23 protein-coding genes are annotated in these 21,526 nt (G+C 63.8%); 12 read left to right on the forward strand and 11 right to left on the reverse strand.

The genetic code is table 11. From position 1 onward, the window contains the following. Positions 1–105: 105 nt before the first annotated feature. From X735_RS157280 to X735_RS157260, 5 genes are all read left to right on the forward strand, one after another. Positions 106–921 (forward strand): SDR family oxidoreductase, encoded by an 816-nt coding sequence (locus tag X735_RS157280; protein ID WP_023810114.1) that lies wholly within the window; start codon positions 106–108, stop codon positions 919–921. Positions 922–959: 38 nt separating this feature from the next. Next, positions 960–1,445, forward strand: coding sequence for a MaoC family dehydratase (locus X735_RS157275; RefSeq protein ID WP_023810115.1), 486 nt, complete (start codon positions 960–962; stop codon positions 1,443–1,445). After that, entirely contained in the window at positions 1,442–2,473 is a 1,032-nt protein-coding gene (locus X735_RS157270; RefSeq protein ID WP_023810116.1) for a phosphotransferase, read from the forward strand. The genes X735_RS157275 and X735_RS157270 overlap by 4 nt, the downstream gene beginning before the upstream one ends. Positions 2,474–2,637: 164 nt before the next feature. Continuing rightward, a complete protein-coding gene (locus tag X735_RS157265) occupies positions 2,638–3,276 on the forward strand; it encodes a TetR/AcrR family transcriptional regulator (protein WP_023810117.1) in 639 nt (212 codons plus the stop codon). A 172-nt stretch (positions 3,277–3,448) separates the two neighbouring features. After that, positions 3,449–3,697, forward strand: coding sequence for a DUF680 domain-containing protein (locus X735_RS157260; RefSeq protein ID WP_023810118.1), 249 nt, complete (start codon positions 3,449–3,451; stop codon positions 3,695–3,697). Positions 3,698–3,747: 50 nt separating this feature from the next. Here X735_RS157260 and X735_RS157255 read toward each other — a convergent pair whose 3' ends face one another. The 8 genes from X735_RS157255 to X735_RS157220 form a co-directional block, all read right to left on the reverse strand. After that, a complete protein-coding gene (locus X735_RS157255; RefSeq protein ID WP_023810119.1) occupies positions 3,748–4,797 on the reverse strand; it encodes a Gfo/Idh/MocA family oxidoreductase in 1,050 nt (349 codons plus the stop codon). 64 nt (positions 4,798–4,861) lie between these two features. Next, on the reverse strand, positions 4,862–5,647 hold the full coding sequence (locus X735_RS157250; RefSeq protein WP_023810120.1) for a ThuA domain-containing protein: 786 nt from the start codon (positions 5,645–5,647) through the stop codon (positions 4,862–4,864). Between the two features lie 76 nt (positions 5,648–5,723). Continuing rightward, a complete protein-coding gene (locus X735_RS157245; RefSeq protein WP_023810121.1) occupies positions 5,724–5,954 on the reverse strand; it encodes a hypothetical protein in 231 nt (76 codons plus the stop codon). Between the two features lie 59 nt (positions 5,955–6,013). After that, on the reverse strand, positions 6,014–6,598 hold the full coding sequence (locus tag X735_RS157240; protein WP_023810122.1) for a sarcosine oxidase subunit gamma: 585 nt from the start codon (positions 6,596–6,598) through the stop codon (positions 6,014–6,016). After that, on the reverse strand, positions 6,591–9,584 hold the full coding sequence (locus X735_RS157235) for a sarcosine oxidase subunit alpha (protein ID WP_023810123.1): 2,994 nt from the start codon (positions 9,582–9,584) through the stop codon (positions 6,591–6,593). The genes X735_RS157240 and X735_RS157235 overlap by 8 nt, the downstream gene beginning before the upstream one ends. Then, complete coding sequence (locus tag X735_RS157230) at positions 9,581–9,892, reverse strand: sarcosine oxidase subunit delta (protein WP_023810124.1); 312 nt, start codon at positions 9,890–9,892, stop codon at positions 9,581–9,583. The genes X735_RS157235 and X735_RS157230 overlap by 4 nt, the downstream gene beginning before the upstream one ends. Positions 9,893–9,903: 11 nt before the next feature. Next, on the reverse strand, positions 9,904–10,344 hold the full coding sequence (locus X735_RS157225) for a hypothetical protein (protein WP_023810125.1): 441 nt from the start codon (positions 10,342–10,344) through the stop codon (positions 9,904–9,906). After that, complete coding sequence (locus X735_RS157220; protein ID WP_023810126.1) at positions 10,344–11,597, reverse strand: sarcosine oxidase subunit beta; 1,254 nt, start codon at positions 11,595–11,597, stop codon at positions 10,344–10,346. The genes X735_RS157225 and X735_RS157220 overlap by 1 nt, the downstream gene beginning before the upstream one ends. Before the next feature lie 269 nt (positions 11,598–11,866). On the opposite strand from X735_RS157220, the gene X735_RS157215 reads away from it, so the two are divergent. From X735_RS157215 to X735_RS157185, 7 genes are all read left to right on the forward strand, one after another. Further along, positions 11,867–12,625 carry an SDR family oxidoreductase gene (locus tag X735_RS157215; RefSeq protein ID WP_023810127.1) on the forward strand — a complete coding sequence of 253 codons (759 nt, stop codon included), beginning with the start codon at positions 11,867–11,869 and terminating at the stop codon, positions 12,623–12,625. A gap of 108 nt (positions 12,626–12,733) precedes the next feature. Beyond that, positions 12,734–13,120, forward strand: a complete 387-nt coding sequence (locus tag X735_RS157210) for an SET domain-containing protein-lysine N-methyltransferase (protein ID WP_023810128.1) — start codon at positions 12,734–12,736, stop codon at positions 13,118–13,120. Positions 13,121–13,297: 177 nt separating this feature from the next. Then, a complete protein-coding gene (gene rpsU / locus X735_RS157205) occupies positions 13,298–13,576 on the forward strand; it encodes a 30S ribosomal protein S21 (protein ID WP_023810129.1) in 279 nt (92 codons plus the stop codon). 138 nt (positions 13,577–13,714) lie between these two features. After that, a complete protein-coding gene (locus X735_RS157200; protein WP_023810130.1) occupies positions 13,715–14,557 on the forward strand; it encodes a tetratricopeptide repeat protein in 843 nt (280 codons plus the stop codon). Positions 14,558–14,758: 201 nt separating this feature from the next. Then, positions 14,759–15,235 carry a DUF992 domain-containing protein gene (locus X735_RS157195; protein WP_023810131.1) on the forward strand — a complete coding sequence of 159 codons (477 nt, stop codon included), beginning with the start codon at positions 14,759–14,761 and terminating at the stop codon, positions 15,233–15,235. Between the two features lie 93 nt (positions 15,236–15,328). Next, entirely contained in the window at positions 15,329–15,808 is a 480-nt protein-coding gene (locus tag X735_RS157190) for a DUF992 domain-containing protein (RefSeq protein ID WP_023810132.1), read from the forward strand. A 210-nt stretch (positions 15,809–16,018) separates the two neighbouring features. After that, positions 16,019–17,455, forward strand: coding sequence for an MFS transporter (locus X735_RS157185; RefSeq protein ID WP_023810133.1), 1,437 nt, complete (start codon positions 16,019–16,021; stop codon positions 17,453–17,455). A 12-nt stretch (positions 17,456–17,467) separates the two neighbouring features. Here X735_RS157185 and X735_RS157180 read toward each other — a convergent pair whose 3' ends face one another. From X735_RS157180 to kdpC, 3 genes are read right to left on the reverse strand one after another with little or no spacing between them, the layout of a single operon-like run. Next, a complete protein-coding gene (locus X735_RS157180) occupies positions 17,468–18,160 on the reverse strand; it encodes a response regulator transcription factor (RefSeq protein ID WP_023810134.1) in 693 nt (230 codons plus the stop codon). Beyond that, on the reverse strand, positions 18,157–20,892 hold the full coding sequence (locus X735_RS157175) for a sensor histidine kinase KdpD (RefSeq protein WP_023810135.1): 2,736 nt from the start codon (positions 20,890–20,892) through the stop codon (positions 18,157–18,159). Before X735_RS157175 ends, X735_RS157180 begins: the two co-directional genes overlap by 4 nt. A gap of 54 nt (positions 20,893–20,946) precedes the next feature. Then, on the reverse strand, positions 20,947–21,513 hold the full coding sequence (gene kdpC / locus X735_RS157170) for a potassium-transporting ATPase subunit KdpC (RefSeq protein ID WP_023810136.1): 567 nt from the start codon (positions 21,511–21,513) through the stop codon (positions 20,947–20,949). Between the last annotated feature and the right edge of the window lie 13 nt (positions 21,514–21,526).

Genomic DNA, 21,526 nt, shown 5'->3' on the forward strand with positions numbered 1-21,526 from the left:
CCCTTCATGCATGCCAGGCATTTTGTCAGTGGCAAGGATGACCGTACTTCGGATAGCCTTGTCAACGCGAACTGTTTGCCCGCATGCCGAGCGCGGAGGATTGTGATGAGCTATCTGGACGAGCTGTTTTCGGTGGCCGGCAAGACCGCGCTGGTGACGGGTGCCGCGACCGGCATAGGCCGCATGGCGGCGACCGGGCTGGTCAGGGCCGGCGCCAGCGTGATGATCGCGTCGCGCAAGGGCGAGGATTGCATCCAGGTCGCCGAAGAGTTGAACGAGCTTGGTGCACCGGGCCGGGCCGAGGGCTTCGCCGGGGACGTTTCTAGCGAAGCCGGCATCGCTGCACTCGTCGCCGCGGTCAAGGCGCGGACCGGGAAACTGCATATTCTGGTCAACAATGCCGGCGTCTCCTGGGGCGCGCCGCTGGAAAGCTTCCCCTATTCGGCTTGGGCCAAGGTGTTTGGCGTCAATGTCACCGCGGTCTTCCATCTGACCCGCGAATTGCTGCCACTGCTCGACGCTGCCGCCAGCGACGCCGATCCGGCCAGGGTGATCAATCTCGGTTCGGTGATGGGCACGCAGCCGCTGGCCGACGACGCCTATTCCTACACGGCGTCCAAGGCAGCCGTGCATCATCTGACCCGCACCCTTGCGCTCGAGTTCGCCGGCCGCCGCATCACCGTCAATGCCTTCGCTCCCGGCCCCTTCCAGAGCCGGATGACGGCATTCGCCACGGGCACGGATGAGCAGGCCAGGCACGTCGGCAGCCATGTTCCGATCGGCCGTATCGGCGCACCGGATGACATTGCCGGCGCAACGCTCTATTTGTGCAGCCGTGCAGGCAGCTACATCACCGGCGCCATTCTGCCGATCGACGGCGGACAGTCGGTGCAGCATGGGCTGACCTTGTTCAAGGAATGACATTTTCCGGCCACAGAAGCCGGGGGGAACTGGAGGACATGAGCGTGGAACCGATCAGTCTCGATGTGCTTCTGGCCAGTGTCGGCAAGGAGGTTGGCGTGTCGCCGTGGCGGGCGGTCACGCAACGCATGATCGATCAGTTCGCCGACGCCACCGACGACCACCAGTTCATCCACTGCGATCCGGAGCGGGCCATGCGCGAAACGCCGTTCGGCGGCACCATCGCGCACGGCTTCCTGTCGCTGTCGCTGTTGTCGGCGATGACTTTCGAGACCATGCCGCCGCTGGAAAACGGCAAGATGGGCGTCAACCACGGCTTCGATTCGCTGCGCTTCCTAGCGCCGGTGAAGACCGGCGCGCGCATCCGCACGCGGTTCGTGCTGGCCGACGTCAAGGTCAGGCCGTCGGGCTGGGTGCAGACCGCGCATGACGTGACGATCGAGATCGAGGGTTCGAAGAAGCCGGCACTGACCGCGCGCTGGTTGACGCTGACCTTGATCGAACGCCAGCCCGAGACGGCATGAGTGATCCCGTTCTCGACCAGGCAGCGCTTGCGCCTTACCTCGAGGCGAACATACCTGGCTTTTCCGGCCTTGAGGCAGTTGAGAAGTTCAAATCCGGCCAATCGAACCCGACCTACCTTTTGACGGCGGCAAGCGGCCGTTATGTGCTGCGCGCCAAGCCGCCGGGGCAATTGCTGAAATCGGCGCATCAGGTCGATCGCGAATTCAGGGTAATGAGCGCGCTTGCCGGCACCGCCGTGCCTGTGCCTGCCATGCTGCATCTGTCGGCGGAAGACTCGCCCATCGGCCGTATGTTCTACGTGATGGATTTCCTGGACGGCCGCATTTTCTGGGATCCGGCCCTGCCGGAGGCTCGCGACAACGATGAACGCGCCGCCATCTACGATGCCATGAACGACACTCTTGCCGCGCTGCACGAGGTCGATGTCGAGGCCGTGGGGCTCGGCGATTTCGGCCGACCGGGCAGTTATTTCGAGCGCCAGCTGGCGCGCTGGACCAGCCAGTACCGCGCCTCGGAGACCGGCACGGTGGCCGATATGGACCGGTTGATTGCCTGGCTGGAGACACACATACCGGAGGATGACGGCCGCGTCTCCCTGGTCCATGGCGATTACCGGCTGGACAATCTGATCTTCGCGCCCCACCGGCCAAAAGTTCTGGCGGTGCTCGACTGGGAACTGTCGACATCAGGCTACCCCTTCGCCGATATCGCCTATCAGTGCATGCAATGGCGGCTGCCGCACGCGTCGGGTTTTCGCGGCCTGGGCGGCATCAACCGCGCGGCGCGCGGGCTGCCCTCCGAAACGGACTACGTCGCCGCCTACTGCCGGCGGCGCGGGCTCACCGGTATCGGCAACTGGACGTTCTTCCTGGCCTTTTCCTTCTTCCGGCTGGCCGCGATCTGCCAAGGCGTCTACAAGCGGGCGCTGGACGGCAACGCCTCCAATCCGGAAAAAGCCCGGACCTATGGCGAGGCGGTGAAGCTGCTTTCGCGTCTTGCCGCGAAGCTGATCGACAAGGAGGCGTGATGGGCCGCTTTGACGGAGCAAAGGTGCTGATCACGGGTGCCGCCAACTTCGACAAGCGTCGGCACGATCCGAAGCATACCGCTTGGGAACCTCCCGCGCTCTTGTCCGTTTCCGTACAGCGTATATAATTTAGCCAGACACCAACCAACCAAAGGCACCAGATCTTGCCGCCGAGCGTCCCGACACGCCGCGAGAAACAAAAGGCCGAACTGCGCTCCGAACTGGTCGAGGCCGCGCACAAGCTCGTCCAGGAGGAAGGCTATGAAGGCCTGACCATCCGCAAGCTGGCCAAGCGGGTCGGCTACGCCCCGATGTCGGTCTATTCCTACTTCGCCGACAAGCAGGACATCCTGTTCGCTCTGGCCGAGGATGCATTCGAGACGCTTGCCCGCCGCATCGAGGAGCATCCGTCCGACGATCCGATCGAGGCCTTGCAGGCGGTGATGACCGAATATGCCGCTTTCGGACTCGGCAATCCCAACGAATACCGCACCGTGTTCATGACCGAAAAGACCAAGCTGCCAGAAGGCTACAACGAAATGGAAGAGAGCAACCCTGCTATGAAGGTGCTGATCAGCAGGGTCGAGGCCTGCGTCGCCGCCGGCAAATTGCAGGGCGATCCGCGCGCCATCGCCACCATGCTGTGGGCGGTCGGCCACGGCACGATCTCGCTGCTCATCACCTTTCCGTTCTACCCCTTCGGCGACCCGCAGGCCTTCGTGAAGCGGATGTGCGATTTCACGCTTGCCACGCTCAGCACGCAAAACGTGCCGCCACTGACCGAGACACCGGTCAACTGCTGAACGCCGTTTCCTTTGGTTTGTGTATCCCCTCCAGACCTGGGGGGTTTCTTGGTTAACAAAAAATTTATTGTACGCGTACGGTTTTCCTTGAACTTCGCGATCGACGGGCGTATATGTACAGTGCATCGTACATGTACGAGAGAAATTCACCCGTCGAAAACGGAGACTGACAATGAAAAAGATACTCCTCACCCTCGCCGCCGTGCTGGCACTTTCGGGCTCGGCCTTCGCCGCCAACACCACCCACCCCGTCAAGCATGCGCCGGTGGCGGCCTGCGTTGACACCAAGACCAACGTGAAGCTCGATTGCGCTTCGACCGGTTCGGTCGAGAAGAAGGGCGCCACGGAAAATACCGCTGAAGGCAAAGGTCCGCGCCTCGGCATCGACATCAATCCTTGGATCGTGCCGAGCTCGTTCTGATATTTGCAGGACATCACTTCTGGCCGGCACAAGCCGGTCAGGTGGAAACTTCAGCTGACCGAAACCGGCAGCTTCGCCGCTGAACTCTCGAAGGCCGCGTCAATCAGCTTCTGCATGTCGGCGGCACGCCGGAACGACGGATCGCCATTCCGGCCTGTATCCAGCGCATCGGCAAAGCGTCGCGCATTGCGCTTGACACTGGGCAGCGCCAGCGTTCGCCATTGCTGAAGATCGACATCGCCGCCGAGACAGGCCGACAGGTTAGATGCCTTGCCGTCGGTCTCGACCCTGATGGCGCCCTTGGTGCCGTGCAGGGCCAGCGACAAATCGTTGGCGTGGCCGGTCATGTAGCGGCTCGCCGCGATCGTGGCGAGCGCGCCGGAACTGAGCCGGGCCGTCATCGCCACGCTGTCATTGGCATCCAGCAGATAGTCGCCGATGCGCTCGCCCTCGGCCTTCGGAAACGTCACCAGATCGGCGTGGAGGCTGACGATGTCCTGATCGGCGCCATAGGTGGCGAAGTCCAGGATGTGGATGCCGACGTCGCCCAGCACGCCGGTTGAACCGTGCCGGCTGGACAAGCGCCACAGCCATTTGTCCTCGACCCGCCAGTCGCCCCATGACTGGCTGACCAGCCAGCTTTGCCGGTAGCTCGCCTCGACATGGCGCAGCTCGCCGATCTCGCCGGCCAGCACCATGCGCCGCGCTTCATGAATCGCCGGTGAGTTGCGATAGGTCAGGTTGACCATGTTGACCACCCCTGCAGCCTCGGCCGCTTCGGTCATATCAAGCGCGTCGGCGTGGTTCGGCGCCAGCGGCTTTTCGCAAAACACATGCTTTCCCTGGGCAAGCAGCGCCAGCGTCGTCGCCATATGCGCACCATCCGGCGTCGCGTTGATGGCGGCATCGAACTGACCCCAGGCGATCGCCGCCTCCAGGCTCTCGAAAGATTCGCCGATCTTGCTGACGGCGGCAAACGCTGCGGCGCGGCCGGGCACCTGGTCGACACAGGCGACGATGCTGCAGCCCGGGATCTCGGCAAACTCCTCGACATGATGCCCGGCGATACCGCCGGTGCCGAGCAGAAGAATTCGGTGCATTAGCCCCAAGCCCCAATCAACTCACGCCTTAAGCAATTCAGGCCCCGATCAGCTCAGGCCCGAATCAACTCAGGCCCTTGTCGCCGTCGGCATGCAGGCGCAGCCCCTTCTGCACGATCTTCTCCTTGGCCGCATCCGTCGGCACGTTCGGCGCGTTGGTGATGCCGGACCAGGCCGGCGCCGGGTTGTGCGCCCAATGGACGGCGTTGCGCAGCACCTGCTGCACGCCCTCATTGTGATAGATCGGATAGGTCTCGTGGCCGGGCGAGAAGTAGAAGATCCGTCCTGCACCGCGCTGGTAGGTCAGCCCGGATCGGAACACCTCACCACCCTCGTACCAGGAGACGAACACCGTCTCGAGCGGCTCCGGCACGGCGAACGGCTCGCCATACATTTCCGTCTCGCCGATCTCCAGGCACTCGCCGATGCCTTGCGCGATCGGGTGGCCGCGGTTGATCGCCCAGACGCGCTCGCGCTCGCCCGCCTCGCGCCATTTCAGCGAACAGGGCGTGCCCATCAGCCGCTTGAATATCTTCGAGTAGTGGCCGGAATGGAGCACGATCAGGCCCATCCCTTCCCAGACCCGCTTCTGCACCCGCTCGACGATATCGTCCTTGACCTCGCCATGCGCCGCGTGGCCCCACCACAAAAGCACGTCGGTGGCCGCCAGGCGCTTCTCGCTCAGGCCATGTTCGGGTTCCTGCAAGGTGGCGGTGGTCGCCTCGATGCCCTTGTCCTGGTTGAGGGCGGCGGCAATGGTGCCGTGCATCCCCAAGGGATAGAGGTCGCGCACGGCTTCATTGGTCTGCTCGTGGACGTTCTCGCCCCATACGATCGCTTTTGTCGGCATTTTCATCTCCCAAAGCGCTTTAAATAGCATGTCCAAGGGGATTGAGAAGGCCCGATGAGATCTTGCCCGATGGAAACTACGGCTTGCGCCTCTTGCGCCCGGGCACGGTCTTGGCCTTGCCTGGTTTTGCCGGAGCTCCAGGAATGGCCGTTCCAGTGATGGATATCGGATCGCTGGCCGGGAACGTGTCTTCGAGGCCTTCCTCGAGTTCGTCTTCGGCGCTCGGCGCTTCGTGCCGCTCGTGTTCGAGCGAGCGGACAGCCGATGTCTTTATGACCGGCGACTTCGGCGCGGAATTCGACGGCATCGGCATTCTCCCTCGGCGTGCGGATGCAGAACGAGCGTGCCCTGCAAAACGTTCCGAGTTCAGACCGCCGCGTCGCGCGATCCCTCGGACAGCAAAGTAAAGACATAGTCCGAGAAGGAACGCCAGCATTCGACCCGGAAGGCGTCGTTACCCGTGCGCAGCAGCACGATCTCGGTCTTGCCCAGGATGGTGCGCGACGCTGCTCCCACCGGGAAGGCGTCGAGCGACAGGTCCTGCGGGCAGCCCGCATTGATCGCCGCCGCCGCTCCGGCACCCGTCACTGATATCGCGATGTTGCGATGCGAGACGCCGACCGCCGAATGCAGCGCGGATACTTTGGCGCAATCGGCGAGCGGATCGTTGTCGGCCTCATCGATGACCAGCCATTCGTCGGGGCCGAGCCACAGAGCGGTGCGCCCGCCGTTCGCGGCAGCGGTTTTCGGCTTGTTCGGCAAGGTCACGCCGAGCGCCTTTGAAAGCGCTGCGACCGAAGCCTCCGGCGCCCGTAATGAAACGCGCTCGGCCGGCGGCAGCACCTCGACCTTGACGCTGGCGGCAGTGGTGCTGCGCCCAGCCAGCGCCGGACGGCGTTCGACCGAAGGCGATGCAGCCGGAGCCGTCTTTCTTGCAGCGGCCTTAGCCATTGAGGCGCCCTCCCGTCTCGTCGAAGAACACCATGCCGGTAACCTCCACTTCGATCACCCCGTTCGGCATCGGCACATAGAGGGTCTCGCCCATCCGGTCGCGGCCGCCGGCGACCAGCGCCAGAGCGATCGAGCGGCCGCAATTTTCCGACCAGTAGCTCGAGGTGACATGGCCGATCATCTTCATCGGGATCGCCTGCTTCGGGTCCTCGACGATCTGCGCGCCCTCTTCCAGCACCACCTTGGGATCCCTGGTCTTCAGGCCGACCAATTGCTTGCGGCCCTTGGCGACCAGATCTGGCCGCGTCAGGCCGCGGATGCCGACGAAGTCCGGCTTCTTCTTGCCGACCGCCCAATCGAGGCCGGCGTCGTTCGGCGTTACCGTGCCGTCGGTGTCCTGGCCGACGATGATGTAGCCCTTTTCGGCGCGCAGCACGTGCATCGCCTCGGTGCCATAAGCAGCCGCACCATGCTTCTGGCCTTCGGCCCACAGCGCTTCCCAGACCGCCTGGCCATAGTCGGCCGGCACGTTCACCTCGAAGCCGCGCTCGCCGGTGAACGACATGCGGAACAGCCGCGTCGGCACGCCGCAGATCTTGCCTTCGCGCACCGACATGTGCGGCAGCGCCTCGTCCGACATGTCGATGCCTTCGAGCAGCGGCGCGATGATGTCGCGCGACTTGGGTCCCTGCACCGCGATAACAGCCCATTGCTCGGTGATCGAGGTCAGCCAGACATTGAGATGCGGGAACTCGGTCTGGAGATAGTCCTCCATGTGGTTCATGACGCGCGGCGCGCCGCCGGTCGTCGTCGTCACGTGGAAACGGTCGGGGGCCAGCCTGCCGACGACGCCGTCATCATAGATGAACCCGTCCTCGCGCAGCATGATGCCGTAGCGGCAGCGGCCGGGCTCCAGCTTCTCCCATGGGTTGGTGTAGAGCAGCTCCATGAATTTGGCCGCGTCCGGCCCGACCACTTCGATCTTGCCCAGCGTCGAGGCATCGAACAGGCCAGCCGTCTTGCGCACGGCGACGCATTCGCGGTCGACCGCCGCGTGCATGTCCTCGCCCGCCTTGGGGAAATACCAGGCGCGCTTCCACTGGCCGACATCCTCGAACACGGCACCTTGCGCCTCGGCCCAGGGATGGATCGCGGTTCTGCGTGTCGGGTCGAACAGCGGACCTCGCGCATGGCTGACGATCGCGCCGAAGGTGACCGGCGTATAGGGCGCGCGGAACGTGGTCAGGCCGACCTCCGGGATCGGCTTTCCCAGCACCTCGGCGGCAATCGCCAGGCCGTGCATGTTGGAGGTCTTGCCCTGGTCGGTCGCCATGCCGTTGGTGGTGAAGCGCTTGACGTGCTCGATCGATCGCATGCCTTCGTGCACCGCCTGGCGGATATCCTTGGCGGTGACGTCGTTCTGGAAATCGACAAACGCCTTCACCGTCGTGTCCGGCCCGGCGCCGGGCGCCGCGCCCAACATACCGCGCGACCAGCTCTCCGACGCATCGACCTTCGGCTTGCTGCTCTTGGCGGCCTTGGCGCCGGCATCTTTCGCCGCCCTGACGCCCGCCGCATAGGCCTCGTCCACCGTGGCCGACAGCCCATCGGTGCCGTTGCAGGCGCCGACCGAGACGCAGTCCTGCGCATAGGTGCCCGGCACGAAGCGCTTGGTCTCGTCGTTGAAGGCGACCTTTCCGCGCGACTGCGAGAACAGATGCACCGACGGCGTCCAGCCGGCCGACATCAGGATCGCATCGACCGCGATGGTGCGTTCGCCGCCGCCATTCTTCGGCTGCACGGTCATCGACGACACCCTGAGCTTACCGCCGGCGCGGATCACCGCGCGGCCGAAATTGATCTCGATGCCGAGCGCCCTCGCCTCATCGATCACCGGTCCGGTCGGATTGTCGCGCAGATCGACGATCGCCGCCACGTTGACGCCGGCTTTCTTCAGGTCGATCGCCGCTGCATAGGCGGAATCATTGGCGGTGTAGACGCCGACATTCCTGCCGACGGCGACGCCATAGTGGTTGAGATAGGTACGCGCGGCACCCGCCAGCATGATGCCGGGCCGGTCATTGTCGGCAAACACCATGTGGCGCTCGATCGCACCGGAGGCCAGCACCACGCGCTTGGCCCGGACCTGCCAAAGCCGCTCGCGCGCCAGATCGTGGCCGGGGGTCCTCAGATGTTCGCTGACACGCTCGACCAGCCCGATAAAATTCTGCGCATAGTAGCCGAACGCCGTCGTGCGCGACAGCACGCGGACATTGTCCATCGCGGCGAGCTTCGCCACGGCAGCTTGCGCCCAGGCAAAACCGTCCTGGCCGTCGATCTTCGCGCCGCTCTCGAAACGCAGGCTGCCGCCGAACTCGGCCTGCTCGTCGGCGAGGATGACGCGCACGCCGGTCTCGGCCGCCGCAAGCGCTGCCGCGATGCCTGCCGCACCGCCGCCCAGCACCAGCACGTCGCAATGCGCATAGCGCGATGAATAATGGTCGGGATCCGGCTGGTCCGGGGAAACGCCAAGACCGGCCGCGGCGCGGATCTTTGGCTCATAGAGCGTCTTCCACGCCGCTTTCGGCCACATGAAGGTCTTGTAGTAGAAGCCGGCCGAAAGCAGCGGCGAGGCGATATCGCTGACCGCACCGAGGTCGAAGGACAGTGACGGCCAGCGGTTCTGCGACTGCGCATCAAGCCCATCATAGAGCTCCTGCACGGTCGCCCGCACGTTCGGCGTCTTGCGTGCCGCGTCGCGCCTGATTTCGACCAGGGCGTTCGGCTCCTCGGCGCCCGCCGACAGGATGCCGCGCGGACGGTGGTACTTGAACGAACGGCCGACGAGATGGACGCCATTGGCGAGCAGCGCCGAGGCCAGCGTGTCGCCCTCGATGCCGGCATAGGACTGGCCATCGAAGCTGAACCGCGCGGTCTTGGCTTGGCTGAAGCGGCCAGCGCCGGGAATGCGGAACGCGCCGCTCATTTGGCAACCACTTCGTTGGAGTTTTTCGGCAGCTTGGTGGGTTTGGGCTCGCCGGCCTTGTAGGTCATGACGAATTTGTCGGTGACGGTGTCGCGTACGGCATTGAAGAAGCGCGCACAGCCATGCATGTGCCGCCAGCGCTCATAAATGATGCCCTTGGGGTTGGAGCGGATGAAGAAGAACTTTTCAAAATCGTCGTCGCTCTCGCCGGCCATATTGGCCGAGCGCGCGATGTGCGCCTCGCCAGCGTTGCGGAACTCGAGTTCCGGACGCTCTTCCTCGCAATAGGGGCAGCGGATGAGAAGCATTGTCCTGGTTCCTACAATTCGCCGTGGCCGACGTGGGCGCCCGCCGGTTGATCGCAAAGCTTCTGTCCCAAGGTCGCGAACGGTGCGACGAGCCGGATGCGCTCTTCCACGCTTGCAGCGGGACGAAACAGATCGCGGGACGCCATGTTGCCGAGGGTGAGCTGCATCGGATCGGTGGTGACGATGACTTGACGCGGCTGGAATGTCTCGGCCTCGTCGAGTCCTTCGGGTCGTCCCTCGAAGAACATCACCACTCTCTGGCCGCCACTCCAGACGCAGGCCAGCGTGCCGTCATCGACCGAAAACGGCCAGACGGTTTCGTTGCCGGTGCGGCTGATCGGCTGCGTGCGCACTTCGTCCGGCGAGGGAAAATGGAACATGCCCCGTTCCCCCGCCAGCACTTGTTCCCCCGCCAGCATCAGCGGCATCGCGACAGCCATCTGCGCCATCATCAGTGCGCCACCGCCGCCGCCGCCGCCTCGTCGATGAGCCGTCCGGTGCGGAAGCGCTCGATGGTGAAGGGCGCGTTGATCGGATGCGGATCGTCCCTGGCGATCGTATGGGCAAAGACATGGCCCGATCCCGGCGTCGCCTTGAAGCCGCCCGTGCCCCAGCCGCAATTGACATAGAGGCCGGGCACCGGCGTCTTGGCCAGGATCGGCGAGCGGTCGGGCGTGACGTCGACGATGCCGCCCCACGAGCGCAGCATCTTCATGCGCGTGAAGATCGGGAACATCTCGCAGATGGCGTCGAGCGTATGCTGCAATATGTGCAAGCCGCCGGTCTGCGAGTAGGAGACATACTGGTCGGTGCCGGCGCCGATCACCAGCTCGCCCTTGTCGGACTGCGAGATATAGGCGTGCACCGTGTTCGACATCACCACGCAGGGAACCACCGGCTTGACCGGTTCCGACACCAGCGCTTGCAGCGGATAGCTTTCCAGCGGCATGCGCACGCCGGCCATGTTCATGATGACGGAGGAATGGCCGGCGGCAACGACGCCCACCTTCTTGGCGCCGATGAAGCCGCGCGTCGTGTCGACGCCCATCACCGCGCCATTGGCCGCCCGCTTGACCCCGGTAACCTCGCAATTCTGGATAATGTGGACGCCGCGCGCCGAGGCGCCGCGCGCATAGCCCCAGGCAACGGCGTCATGACGGGCCGTGCCGCCGCGCCGCTGCAGCGACGCACCGACCACCGGATAGCGCGCCTCCTTGGAGGTGTTGAGCGGTGGGCAGAATTCCTTCGCCTGCTCCGGCGTCAGCCACTCATTGTCGATGCCGTTCAGCCGGTTGGCGTGAACGTGACGCTTCAGCACCTGCACGTCGTGCACATTGTGCGCGAGCATCATGACGCCCCGCGCCGAATACATGACGTTGTAATTGAGCTCCTGGCTGAGCCCGTCCCACAGCTTCAGCGCGTGGTCGTAGATGCCGGCGCTCTCGTCATAGAGATAGTTGGAGCGGATGATGGTGGTGTTGCGGCCGGTGTTGCCGCCGCCGAGCCAGCCCTTTTCCAGCACCGCGACATTGGTGATGCCGTGCACCGTGGCGAGGTAATAGGCGGTGGCCAGGCCATGGCCGCCGGCGCCGACGATGATGACGTCGTATTCTTTCCTGGGCTCAGGCGAGGACCACTGTTCCTCCCAGCCCTTGTGGCCGCGCATGGCTTCCCGGGCGATGGCGAATACCGAATATTTCTTCAACGTCCCAACCTCGCCCCAAAAAGGCTTCGCGAATGGCGGCCGGCGTTCGTTCGGTCCCGGCGCGCGAGGTGTATCACTAGCGAAACAGCACTTCCACCCTTGCGCTGTTTGCGACGGCGCTTGCCGTTTTGCGCCGTGGTGAAAAAGACGCATCTGGTGCGTCGGCGCTTTCCAGCATCTTGGCACGTATCGGGTGGCTCGCCTTGCCTCGATCTGCGACCAAGCACCCCAACTGCCGGTCAGGCCGGCGCGAAGAAAAGGATGCAAAAATGTTCGCACTCGCAAACAAGATCGCCATCGTCACCGGCGCCAGTTCCGGCATCGGCCGGGCCTCGGCAAAACTCTTTGCCGAGGAAGGCGCCAAGGTCATCGTCGCCGCCCGCCGTCAGGCCGAGCTCGATACGCTCGTCGCCGAGATAGAAGACAATGATGGCGCGGCCATCGCGCTTGCCGGCGATGTCAGGGACGAAGCCTATGCAAAGGCCCTTGTCGATCTGGCGGTCGAAAAGTTCGGCGGGCTCGACATCGCCTTCAACAATGCCGGCGCCGTTGGCCGGATGGGGCCGATTTCGGACCTGCCGCTGGAGGGATGGCGCAAGACGCTCGACACCAACCTCACCAGCGCGTTTCTCGGCGCCAAATACCAGGTGCCGGCAATGATCGAGCGCGGCGGCGGTTCGCTGATCTTCACCTCCACCTTCGTTGGTCACACAGTCGGCATGCCCGGCATGACTAGTTATGCCGCGAGCAAGGCCGGCCTGATCGGACTGACACAGGTGCTGGCCGCCGAATACGGCCCGAAAGGCGTGCGGGTCAACGCGCTGCTGCCCGGCGGCACCGACACACCGGCGGCAACCTTCAAGACCCCGGAATCACGGGTTTTCGTCGAAGGCCTGCATGCTTTGAAGCGTATCGCGATGCCGGAGGAGATCGCCCGCTCGGCACTCTATCTCGCCTCCGACGCCTCGAGCTTCACCACCGGAGCGGCTCTGTTTGCCGATGGCGGCGTGTCGATCAACCGGACGTGAAGATTCCAGCGGCGGGATGCATGCTCATAACCGCCAGGCAAACGGCCGCTCTTGATTTTTCGCCGCGATTTGGCGATTCCGTTTATGTCCAAAAGCGGGTCTGGAACCATGATGCTGATCAGAACCTATGTGACTGCGAGTGCGATCGAAGGTGTCGGCGTGTTCGCCGCGGAGCCGATCAGGAAAGGCGCTTCGATCTGGCGGCTCGATCCGGATTTCGACCGGCTGATCCCCATGGACAAATACGAGACGGCACCCCCGCATCTCAGGGAGCTGCTCGACCGCTATGCCTATCCGAGCCCGGACCGGCCAGGTTTCCTGGTCTATGAAGTCGACAATGGCCGCTTCATGAACCATTCCAGCAATCCGAATACGGATTTTTCGCAATATGGCGGGGCCACCGCGACCCGCGACATCGGCGTGGGCGAGGAGATCACCTGCGACTACGGCGAGTTCTTCGAAAATTTCGAGTTGCTGCACCTCGCGACGGCCTAGTCGGCTCCTTATATCAAGGCAAACAGACGGCGGCTGGCCCCGCAAATTCATTTCCGCTGTGGACAGCGCGGCATGATTCTGCTATCAGCCGCCACAATTCGTGGTGTAAACCGCCGCGGAGGCTAGTGGCTATGGCCGCTTGCCTGTTGATATCAAACCCGAAAGACAGGATTGCCCGTGCAGGTACTCGTCCGCGACAATAACGTTGATCAGGCGCTTCGCGCTCTCAAGAAGAAGATGCAGCGCGAAGGCATTTTCCGTGAAATGAAGATGCGCGGTCACTACGAGAAGCCGTCCGAGAAGCGCGCCCGCGAAAAGGCTGAAGCCGTTCGCCGCGCCCGCAAGCTGGCCCGCAAGCGCGCCCAGCGCGAAGGCCTACTGCCGATGACGCCGCGCCCGGTCGCTGCTGGCGCCGCCGGCGGTGCAGGTGGCGCTCCGCGTCCGCCGCGGTTCTAACGCCAATTTTTCGTCCTTTTCGAAGGATATCAGAGGTGGCGCGATGTGGAATCGCCGCCACCTTTTTGTTTTGATGTGACCGGTCCGGAGGGGGAGCCGGACCTGAACGACGCGGCTTGAAGTGAGGACAGGGCAGACATGAACGCAACGAGCGTGGAGCGCGGGACCGCATTGCGTGGTTTCGCCCTGACAGCAGCCCTGCTCTCCGGACTGGCGCTTGCCGGCTGCCAAACGGCGGGCCCGACCGGTGAATTCAACAACATCGACAAGGCGCAAGGGTCGAGCGAGAACATTTCCTCGCTGTCGGCGGTCATCCAGCGCAATCCCCAGGATCCCGAAGGCTACAATGTGCGCGGCTCGGCCTATGGCCGTGGCGGTCAGTACCAGGCGGCGCTCAAGGATTTCAATCAAGCCATCCAGCTCAATCCGAATTTCTTCCAGGCCTATTCGAATCGCGCGCTCATCCAGCGCTTCCTCGGCAACCAGGAAGCCGCGCTGGCGGACTACAACCGTTCGATCCAGATCAACTCGAACTATGACGCCGCCTATATCGGCCGCGGCAATCTCTACCGCAAGGCGGGTCGCACCCAGGACGCCTTCAACGACTTTCAGAAGGCGATCCAGCTCGATACGACCGACGCGCGCGCCTACCACAATCGAGGCCTGATCTATCAGAGCCAGGGCCAGCACAAATTCGCCATCGAGGACTTCTCGACCGCCATCTCGCTGGCGCCGGACGCCGCCGAACCCTACAATGGCCGCGGCCTCTCCTATCTGGCGACCAACGACGAAGACAATGCCTTCTCCGATTTCAACATGGCGATCAAGCTCGACGGCAGGAATGCCGAGGCCTGGTCCAACCAGGCGCTGATCTATGAGCGGCGCGGCGACAAGGCGAAGGCCGCGAAATCCTATAAGGAAGCCGTTCGCCTCGACCCTACCTACCAGCCGGCCAAGGATGGCCTCGCCCGCGTCAGCTGATCTCGGTTCGGCTTCCCATACAAATCCGCATGACATCCAAGTGCTGCGGGATTCTTTGCGTGTCCGAAAGGACGCACTTCGCAACCGCGCATTAACCCCGGCAGGAGGCTTTCGGCCCCTGCCTTGATCGCGCCAAGTTTTCGGCGGAACGGTCTACCCACCCAAGCCGTTGTTGAAAGTATTTTGCGAAAGGACCCTCCCATGATCAAGAAACTCGCCTGCGCCGCTGCCCTCGCCACGACGATGTTCGCGGTGGCTCCGGCCAGCGCCGGCAAGCTGCAACTCGGCACGCTCGATTGCACCATCGACGGCGGCACCGCTTATATCGTCGCTTCCAACAAGGGCGTGTCCTGTGTCTTCCGGCCTCATCATCACGGGCCGTCCGAGATTTACACAGGCGTCATCTCCAAGATCGGCCTCGATGTCGGCCAGACGCATCAGGGCCAGCTCGTCTGGGCCGTGCTGGCTGCGACCCGGGACCGTGACGGAGGCGATCTCGCCGGCAGCTACTACGGTGTCAACGCCGAAGCGAGCGTGGTGACCGGCGGCGGCGCCAATCTGCTGGTTGGCGGCCTGGACAGCGCCTTCATGCTGGAGCCGCTCAGCGTCCAGGCGCAGACCGGCGTCAACCTTGCCGTGGCCGTGACCTCGCTCCAGCTGATCCACTCATTCAAGTGATTACATGGAGCCGTGCGCTCCATGACCCCTCACCCCGCGGCGCGGAACCAAATAGGATGGTTTCGCGCCGTTTGATTTTGGAGGGGAACCATCATGCTGAAGACAGCCATAGCTGCCGCCATGTTCACCACGCTATCCGGAGCGGTGCAGGCGCAGGACCGAGGCATGGAAGTCGGTACGCTTGACTGCGCCATAGGCGGCGGCACCGGCTTCATCTTCGGCTCAAGCAAGGATCTGAGCTGCACCTTTAACCCCGCCGACAAAAGCTTCGCGCCGGAAGCCTATTTCGGCGCTGTCAACAAATACGGCCTCGACATCGGCACGACGAAGCAGACGGTCATGCAGTGGATCGTGCTGACGCCGCTGAAGAACATCTATGCGCCGGGTGCGCTGGCCGGCGACTACATCGGCGCCAGCGCGGAGGTGACGGCCGCCGTCGGCGCCGGCGCCAATCTGCTGGTCGGCGGCTCCTCTCAGGCCTTCACCTTGCAGCCGCTCAGCTTGCAGACGCAGACCGGCATGAACCTCGCGATCGGCGTCAGCCAATTCCAGCTGCGCAGCACCGAGAACTGATCGCGCAACGAACCCGCAACCGGAAAGGCTGCCGCGCGAACGATCTTCAAAAAAACCGCTTGAGCTCAACCCCGGTTGAGGTTTTACAAGCCTGCCCCGAACGCCACAACGCCTCGATCCGGCGCTGTCGATTCGCATGGTCCTGCCGGAAACCCGTACTGGCTTCTGGCGTGCTGCGCTGGCGTCGAGATATGCAAGACAGGGGTGGAAATGACCGAGATCAGCACGAACAGGGTCGACTGGCGCTTATTGTGGGCAAGCGGCGACCTGGCGCGCTTCTGCTTCATCAGCCTCGGCATCCTGCTGCACGCCACCAACGAGACGATGGTGGCAACGGTGATGCCGGCCATGGTCGGCGAACTGGCGGGCGTACAGCTCGTCGGCTGGTCGCTGGCGATCTACGAACTCGGCGCCATCGTTGCCGGCGCAGCCGCCGGACGACTGGTGAGTTATGTCCCCTTGCGCACCAACATGGTGGTCGCCGCGCTGCTCTACGCAGCAGGCGCGCTGATATGCGCCACCTCGCCTTCCATGCCACTGTTCCTCGCCGGCCGCCTGATCGAAGGACTTGGCGGCGGTGCGCTGGTGTCGCTGGCCTTCGTCTCGGTCGAACGACTGTTCTCGCGCGCCATCTGGCCGCAGCTTTTCGGCATCATGTCGGCGATCTGGGGCGTCGCCGCCTTCAGCGGACCATTGCTCGGCGCGATCATGACCGAGCTGTTGTCATGGCGCTGGGCCTTCGGCATCTTTACTCTCGGCGGCACTGCCATGGCGCTGGCAAGCTTCATCGTGCTCGACACGCCGCAGGCGACGAAACCCAAGACGAGCACGGGCAAGGCGCCGCCCTTCCCGTTCGCGGCCCTTGGCTGCCTTGCCGTCGCCGTGGTGTTGATTGCCTCGGCCGGCGTCGACATCGCCTTGCTGCGCTCTTCGCTGCTGATGGCCTTCGGCCTGATAGGCCTGGTGCTGTTCTTCACCATCGACGCGCTGAAGCCGCGTTCGCGGCTGTTTCCGGCGCGGCTGTTCTCGTGGCGCACGCCGGTCGGCGCCGGCATGACCATGGTTGCCGCCTTTTCGGTGGCGACCTGTTCCTTCGGCGTCTACGGGCCGCTGTTGCTGACCAGTCTTCACGACATTCCGCTGCTGACCACCGGCTACATCATCGCCGCCGAATCGATCGCCTGGTCGATCCTGTCGATCCTGGTCGCCAACGCGCCGCCGCAGCGCGAGCGGCTGATCATCGTCGGCGGCGCGGTGATGATCGCGGCCGGCATCGCAGGCTTTGCGTATGCGATACCGCTGGGCTCCATTCCGCTGATCCTGATCTGCGCCCTGCTGCAAGGCGGCGGCTTCGGCGTGGCCTGGCCCTTCCTCACGCGCGTCATCGTGGCCTCCGCGCCGGAGGGCGAGCAGACCATCGCCTCGGCGGCGGTGCCGACCATGCAGCGCATCGGCTATGCCGTGGGCGCCGCACTCGCCGGCATCGTCGCCAACGCCAGCGGCTTTTCGCAAGGTCTGAACCACGACGCGGCGGCGAATGTCGCGTCGTGGTTGTTTCTTGCCTTCGTGCCGCTCGGCATTGTCGGCTGCCTCGCGGCCTTGCGGGTTTCCAGACCGCTTGGCCAGCCACGGGAAGCTATCGGCTAAAACCTGGCCTGCTCACTCGACCTCGCGCAGGCGGTAGCCGACGCCGGTCTCGGTGGTGATGTAGCGCGGCTGGTCGGGGCTCTTCTCGATCTTCTGCCTGAGCTGCCGCACATAGACCCTGAGATACTGCACGTCGGTCGAGTCGCCCCAGACCTGCTTCAACAGGAAATGATGGGTCAGCACCTTGCCGGCGTGCTGCACCAGCATGCGCAGGATGTCGTATTCCTTCGGCGAGAGCTTTACCTCCTTGCCCTCGACCTTGACGATGCGCTTGACCAGATCGACGCTGAGATCGCCGGTCTGGAAAATCGGCTTCTCGCCCTGCTGCTGGAACTTGTGGCGGAGCGCCACGCGAATGCGCGCCACCAGCTCATTCATGCCGAAAGGCTTGGTGACATAGTCGTCGGCGCCGAGTTCCAGGGCCTGGACGATGCCGGCCTCGTCGGTCCGGCTGGACAGGATGACCACTGGAATGTCGAGACCATCGTCGCGCCATTTGCGCAGCAGTTCATGGCCGCTCATGCCGGGCAGCCCAAGGTCGAGCAGGACGAGGTCCGGCTTCTCCGCCTCCATCAGCTCGATCGCCACCTTCGCGTTCGGCGCCTCGCTGACCGCATAACCTTGGCTGCCGAGCCCGACGCGCAGCAGCTTGCGGATCGGCGGCTCGTCATCGACGACCAATATTCTGACGTTCGAGTTTGTCATGCCAGGTCACCCACATCGTGGTCGTCGGTATTCGAAGCGTCGAAATTGGGCGGATTTGCCGGCCTGGGCATTTTGATGGTGAACACCGCGCCCGAACCGTCGGTCCGGTTTGCCGCCATGATCGTGCCACCCATCGCTTCGACGAAGCCGCGGCAGATCGACAGGCCGAGCCCCGTACCGGCGCGGATCTGGTCGCCCTTGCGCACTCGATAGAACGTGTCGAAAATCCGTTCCAGATCGCCGGGAGGAATGCCTGGCCCTTCATCCATGATTTGCAGCAGGACGGAGCCATTGTCGGTCCAACCCTGCATGCGAATCGTCGAGCCTGCCGGGGCATATTTCGCCGCATTGTCGAGAAGATTGAACAACGCTTGCTCGAACAGCACCGGGTCGACCTTCAACATCGGCAAATCCTTGGGGATGTCGGTCTCGATCTTGTGCTCGCCAATGATTTTCCTGGCCCTTTGCAAGGCGGAGCCGACGATGTCGCCGACATAGTGAAAGGCGTAGTTCGACTCCATCGCGCCGGACTCGATCTTGGTCATGTCGAGCAGATTGGCGATGAAGCGGTTCAACCGCTCGGATTCGTCCAGCACCGTCGACAGCAGTTCGGCCCGGTCCGGTTCGGGAAGCGCGACTGAAAAATCCCGCAGCGTGCCAGCCGCGCCCATGATGGCAGCGAGCGGCGTTTTCAGATCATGGGAAATGGAGGTGAGCAGCGCCGAGCGCAGCCTGTCCGCCTCGGCCGCGAGCTTGGCACGGTCGACGTCGGCAACCAATTGAATACGTTCGATGGCGACCGCCGCCTGGTCGGCCAGTGCGTCAAGCAGCCGCTGCTGCTCGGGCGTCAGCAGCGGACCCTGCTTGTCGTTGTCCAGGCCGACGACCCCGATGGCCGTGCGCCCCGTCCGCAAGGGCAAATAGAGGCGCTTGGCGCCTGGAAGCGTGTCGGCGCCGCGACCCGCGGCACGATTGTGCTCCCAGGCCCAGCGGGCGGCGGCGATGTCGGCTTCGGCCAGCGTGTCGTCGGGCGGATAGCCGGCCTTGACGGTGATGGTCCCGTCTTCCGGCAAAAGCAGCACCACCCGCAGCTTCAGCATCGAGGCGATCTGGAAGGCCGTGGCCCAAAGGACGTCGTCGAGCGTGCCGGCGCCGGCGAGCTTCTTTGAAAAGAGGTAGATGTCTTCCGTGGCCCGCGCCCGCGAGCGGGCGGCGACCGCCTGGCGCTGCACGCGCGCCGTCAGATTGCTGGCGATGACCGCAACGACGAGAAAGACGCCAAGCGCGACGATGCTCTCCGGATCCCGGATCGTCAGCGTATAACGAGGCTCCAGGAAGAAATAATTGAAAGCAAGGGCGCTGGCGAAACAAGCGTACAGAGCCGGCCACAGACCGCCGGTTACCGCCGATGCCAGTACGCCGATGAGAAGAATGATCGCCAGGTTGCGAACGTCGAGAAACTGGTCGAGAACGACGGCGAAGGCGAGCGAACCGATGACAAAGGCCGTGGCCTTGAGATAGGGCCAGATCTCGAACTGCCACTGCTCGTCCGCCGCCTTGACACTCCTCGACGTCACCTCGGCGTTGCGTTCGGTTCCTGAAATGACATGGACGCTGATGTCACCGGCGTTGCGGATGAGATCGTAGGTGAGCGAGCCTTCGATCAATTCCCGCCAGCGCGACCGGGTCGGCCTGCCGACCACGATATGGGTGAAATTGTTCGCCGTCGCATGGCGAACAATGTCCTGCGCGATGTTCTGACCGGGAATGGTGGTCACCTCGGCGCCGAGCTGTTCGGCAAGCCGCAGGTTCGTAGCGAGCCGATCCTTGTCCGCTTCGGGCATGCTGGCCGAGCGAGGGCTGTCGACATGCAGCGCCGTCCACGGGGCACGGAGCCGGTCGGCCAACCTGCGCGCGTAGCGAATACGCGCCGCCCCGCCCGGACGCGCGTCGACGCAGACGAGTACCCTTTCCCCCGCAGCCCACGGTCCAGGAATGGCGTGGGCCTGCATATGGATCAGCAACTGGTCGTCGACGCGCTGCGCGGTGCGGCGCAGCGCCAGCTCCCTGAGCGCCGTCAGATTGCCCGGCGAGAAATAGTTCTCGATCGCGCGCTGCGCGGTGTTGGGGAAATAGACCTTGCCTTCCTCGAGCCGCTTGATCAGGTCGTCGGGAGTGAGATCGATGATCTCGACATCGTCGGCCTGGTCGATGATGGAATCGGGAACCGTCTCGCGAACCCTGACCTTGGTGATCTGGGCGACAACGTCGTTCAGGCTTTCGACATGCTGGATGTTGAGCGTCGTGTAGACGTCGATGCCGTGCGTCAGGATTTCCTGGACGTCGAGATAGCGCTTGGGATGGCGGCTGCCGGGCGCATTGGTGTGGGCGAGTTCGTCGACAAGAACCAGCGCCGGGCGCCGGGCGAGGATGGCGTCGATGTCCATCTCGTCGAGGATGCGCCCCTTGTAGTCGACCTTGCGGCGGGCAATGACCTCATAACCCTCGACCAGGGCCAGTGTCTCCTTGCGCCCATGCGTCTCGACGACACCGATCACCACATCCACGCCGTCGGTCAGCCTGGCGCGGCCCGACATCAGCATCTCATAGGTCTTGCCTACGCCGGGAGCGGCACCCAGGAATATCCGCAGCCGGCCGCGACCTTCCCGCTCGGCATGGTCAAGCAGTGCGTCGGGAGAAGGTCTGGCGTCGTTGTTTCTGTCGTCCGGCATCGGGACCGATCATGGATGGCGCCGGAGATACTGTCGATCCCCAGCCCGCACCATTCACTGTTTCGCGGCGTCCAGCGCAAGGTTGAGACCGAGCACATTGACCACCGGTTCGCCCATGAAGCCGAGTTCCCTGCCCTCGACCTGACTGTCGACAAGCGCCTTGACCTTGGCTTCATCGATCCCCCTGGCCTTGGCCACCCTGGCGACCTGGAAGTAGGCTGCTTTGGGACTGATATCGGGATCGAGGCCACTGCCGGACGTCGTCACCAGGTCCATCGGGACGGGCTGGTTCGGATTCTCCGCCTTCAGTCTTTCCGCATCGCCCTTGATGCGGTCGATCAGCTTGGGATTGGTCGGGCCGAGATTGCTGCCGCTCGAAGCGGCGGCGTTGTAGCCGTCGCCGGCGGCCGAGGGGCGGCCATGGAAATACTTGTCGCTGGCAAAGCCCTGGCCGATCAGTTCGGAGCCGATAACCTTGCCATCCTTCTCGATCAGGCTGCCATTGGCCTGGCGCGGGAAGATCGCCTGGGCGATGCCGGTCATGCCGATCGGATAGATCAGGCCGGTCAGGACCGTGAAGAAGACGATCATGATGATCGCGGGTCTTAGCTGGGTGAGCATGGAGATGTTCCTC

It is taken from the genome of Mesorhizobium sp. L2C084A000 (assembly GCF_000502875.1).
Lineage (GTDB): Bacteria > Pseudomonadota > Alphaproteobacteria > Rhizobiales > Rhizobiaceae > Mesorhizobium.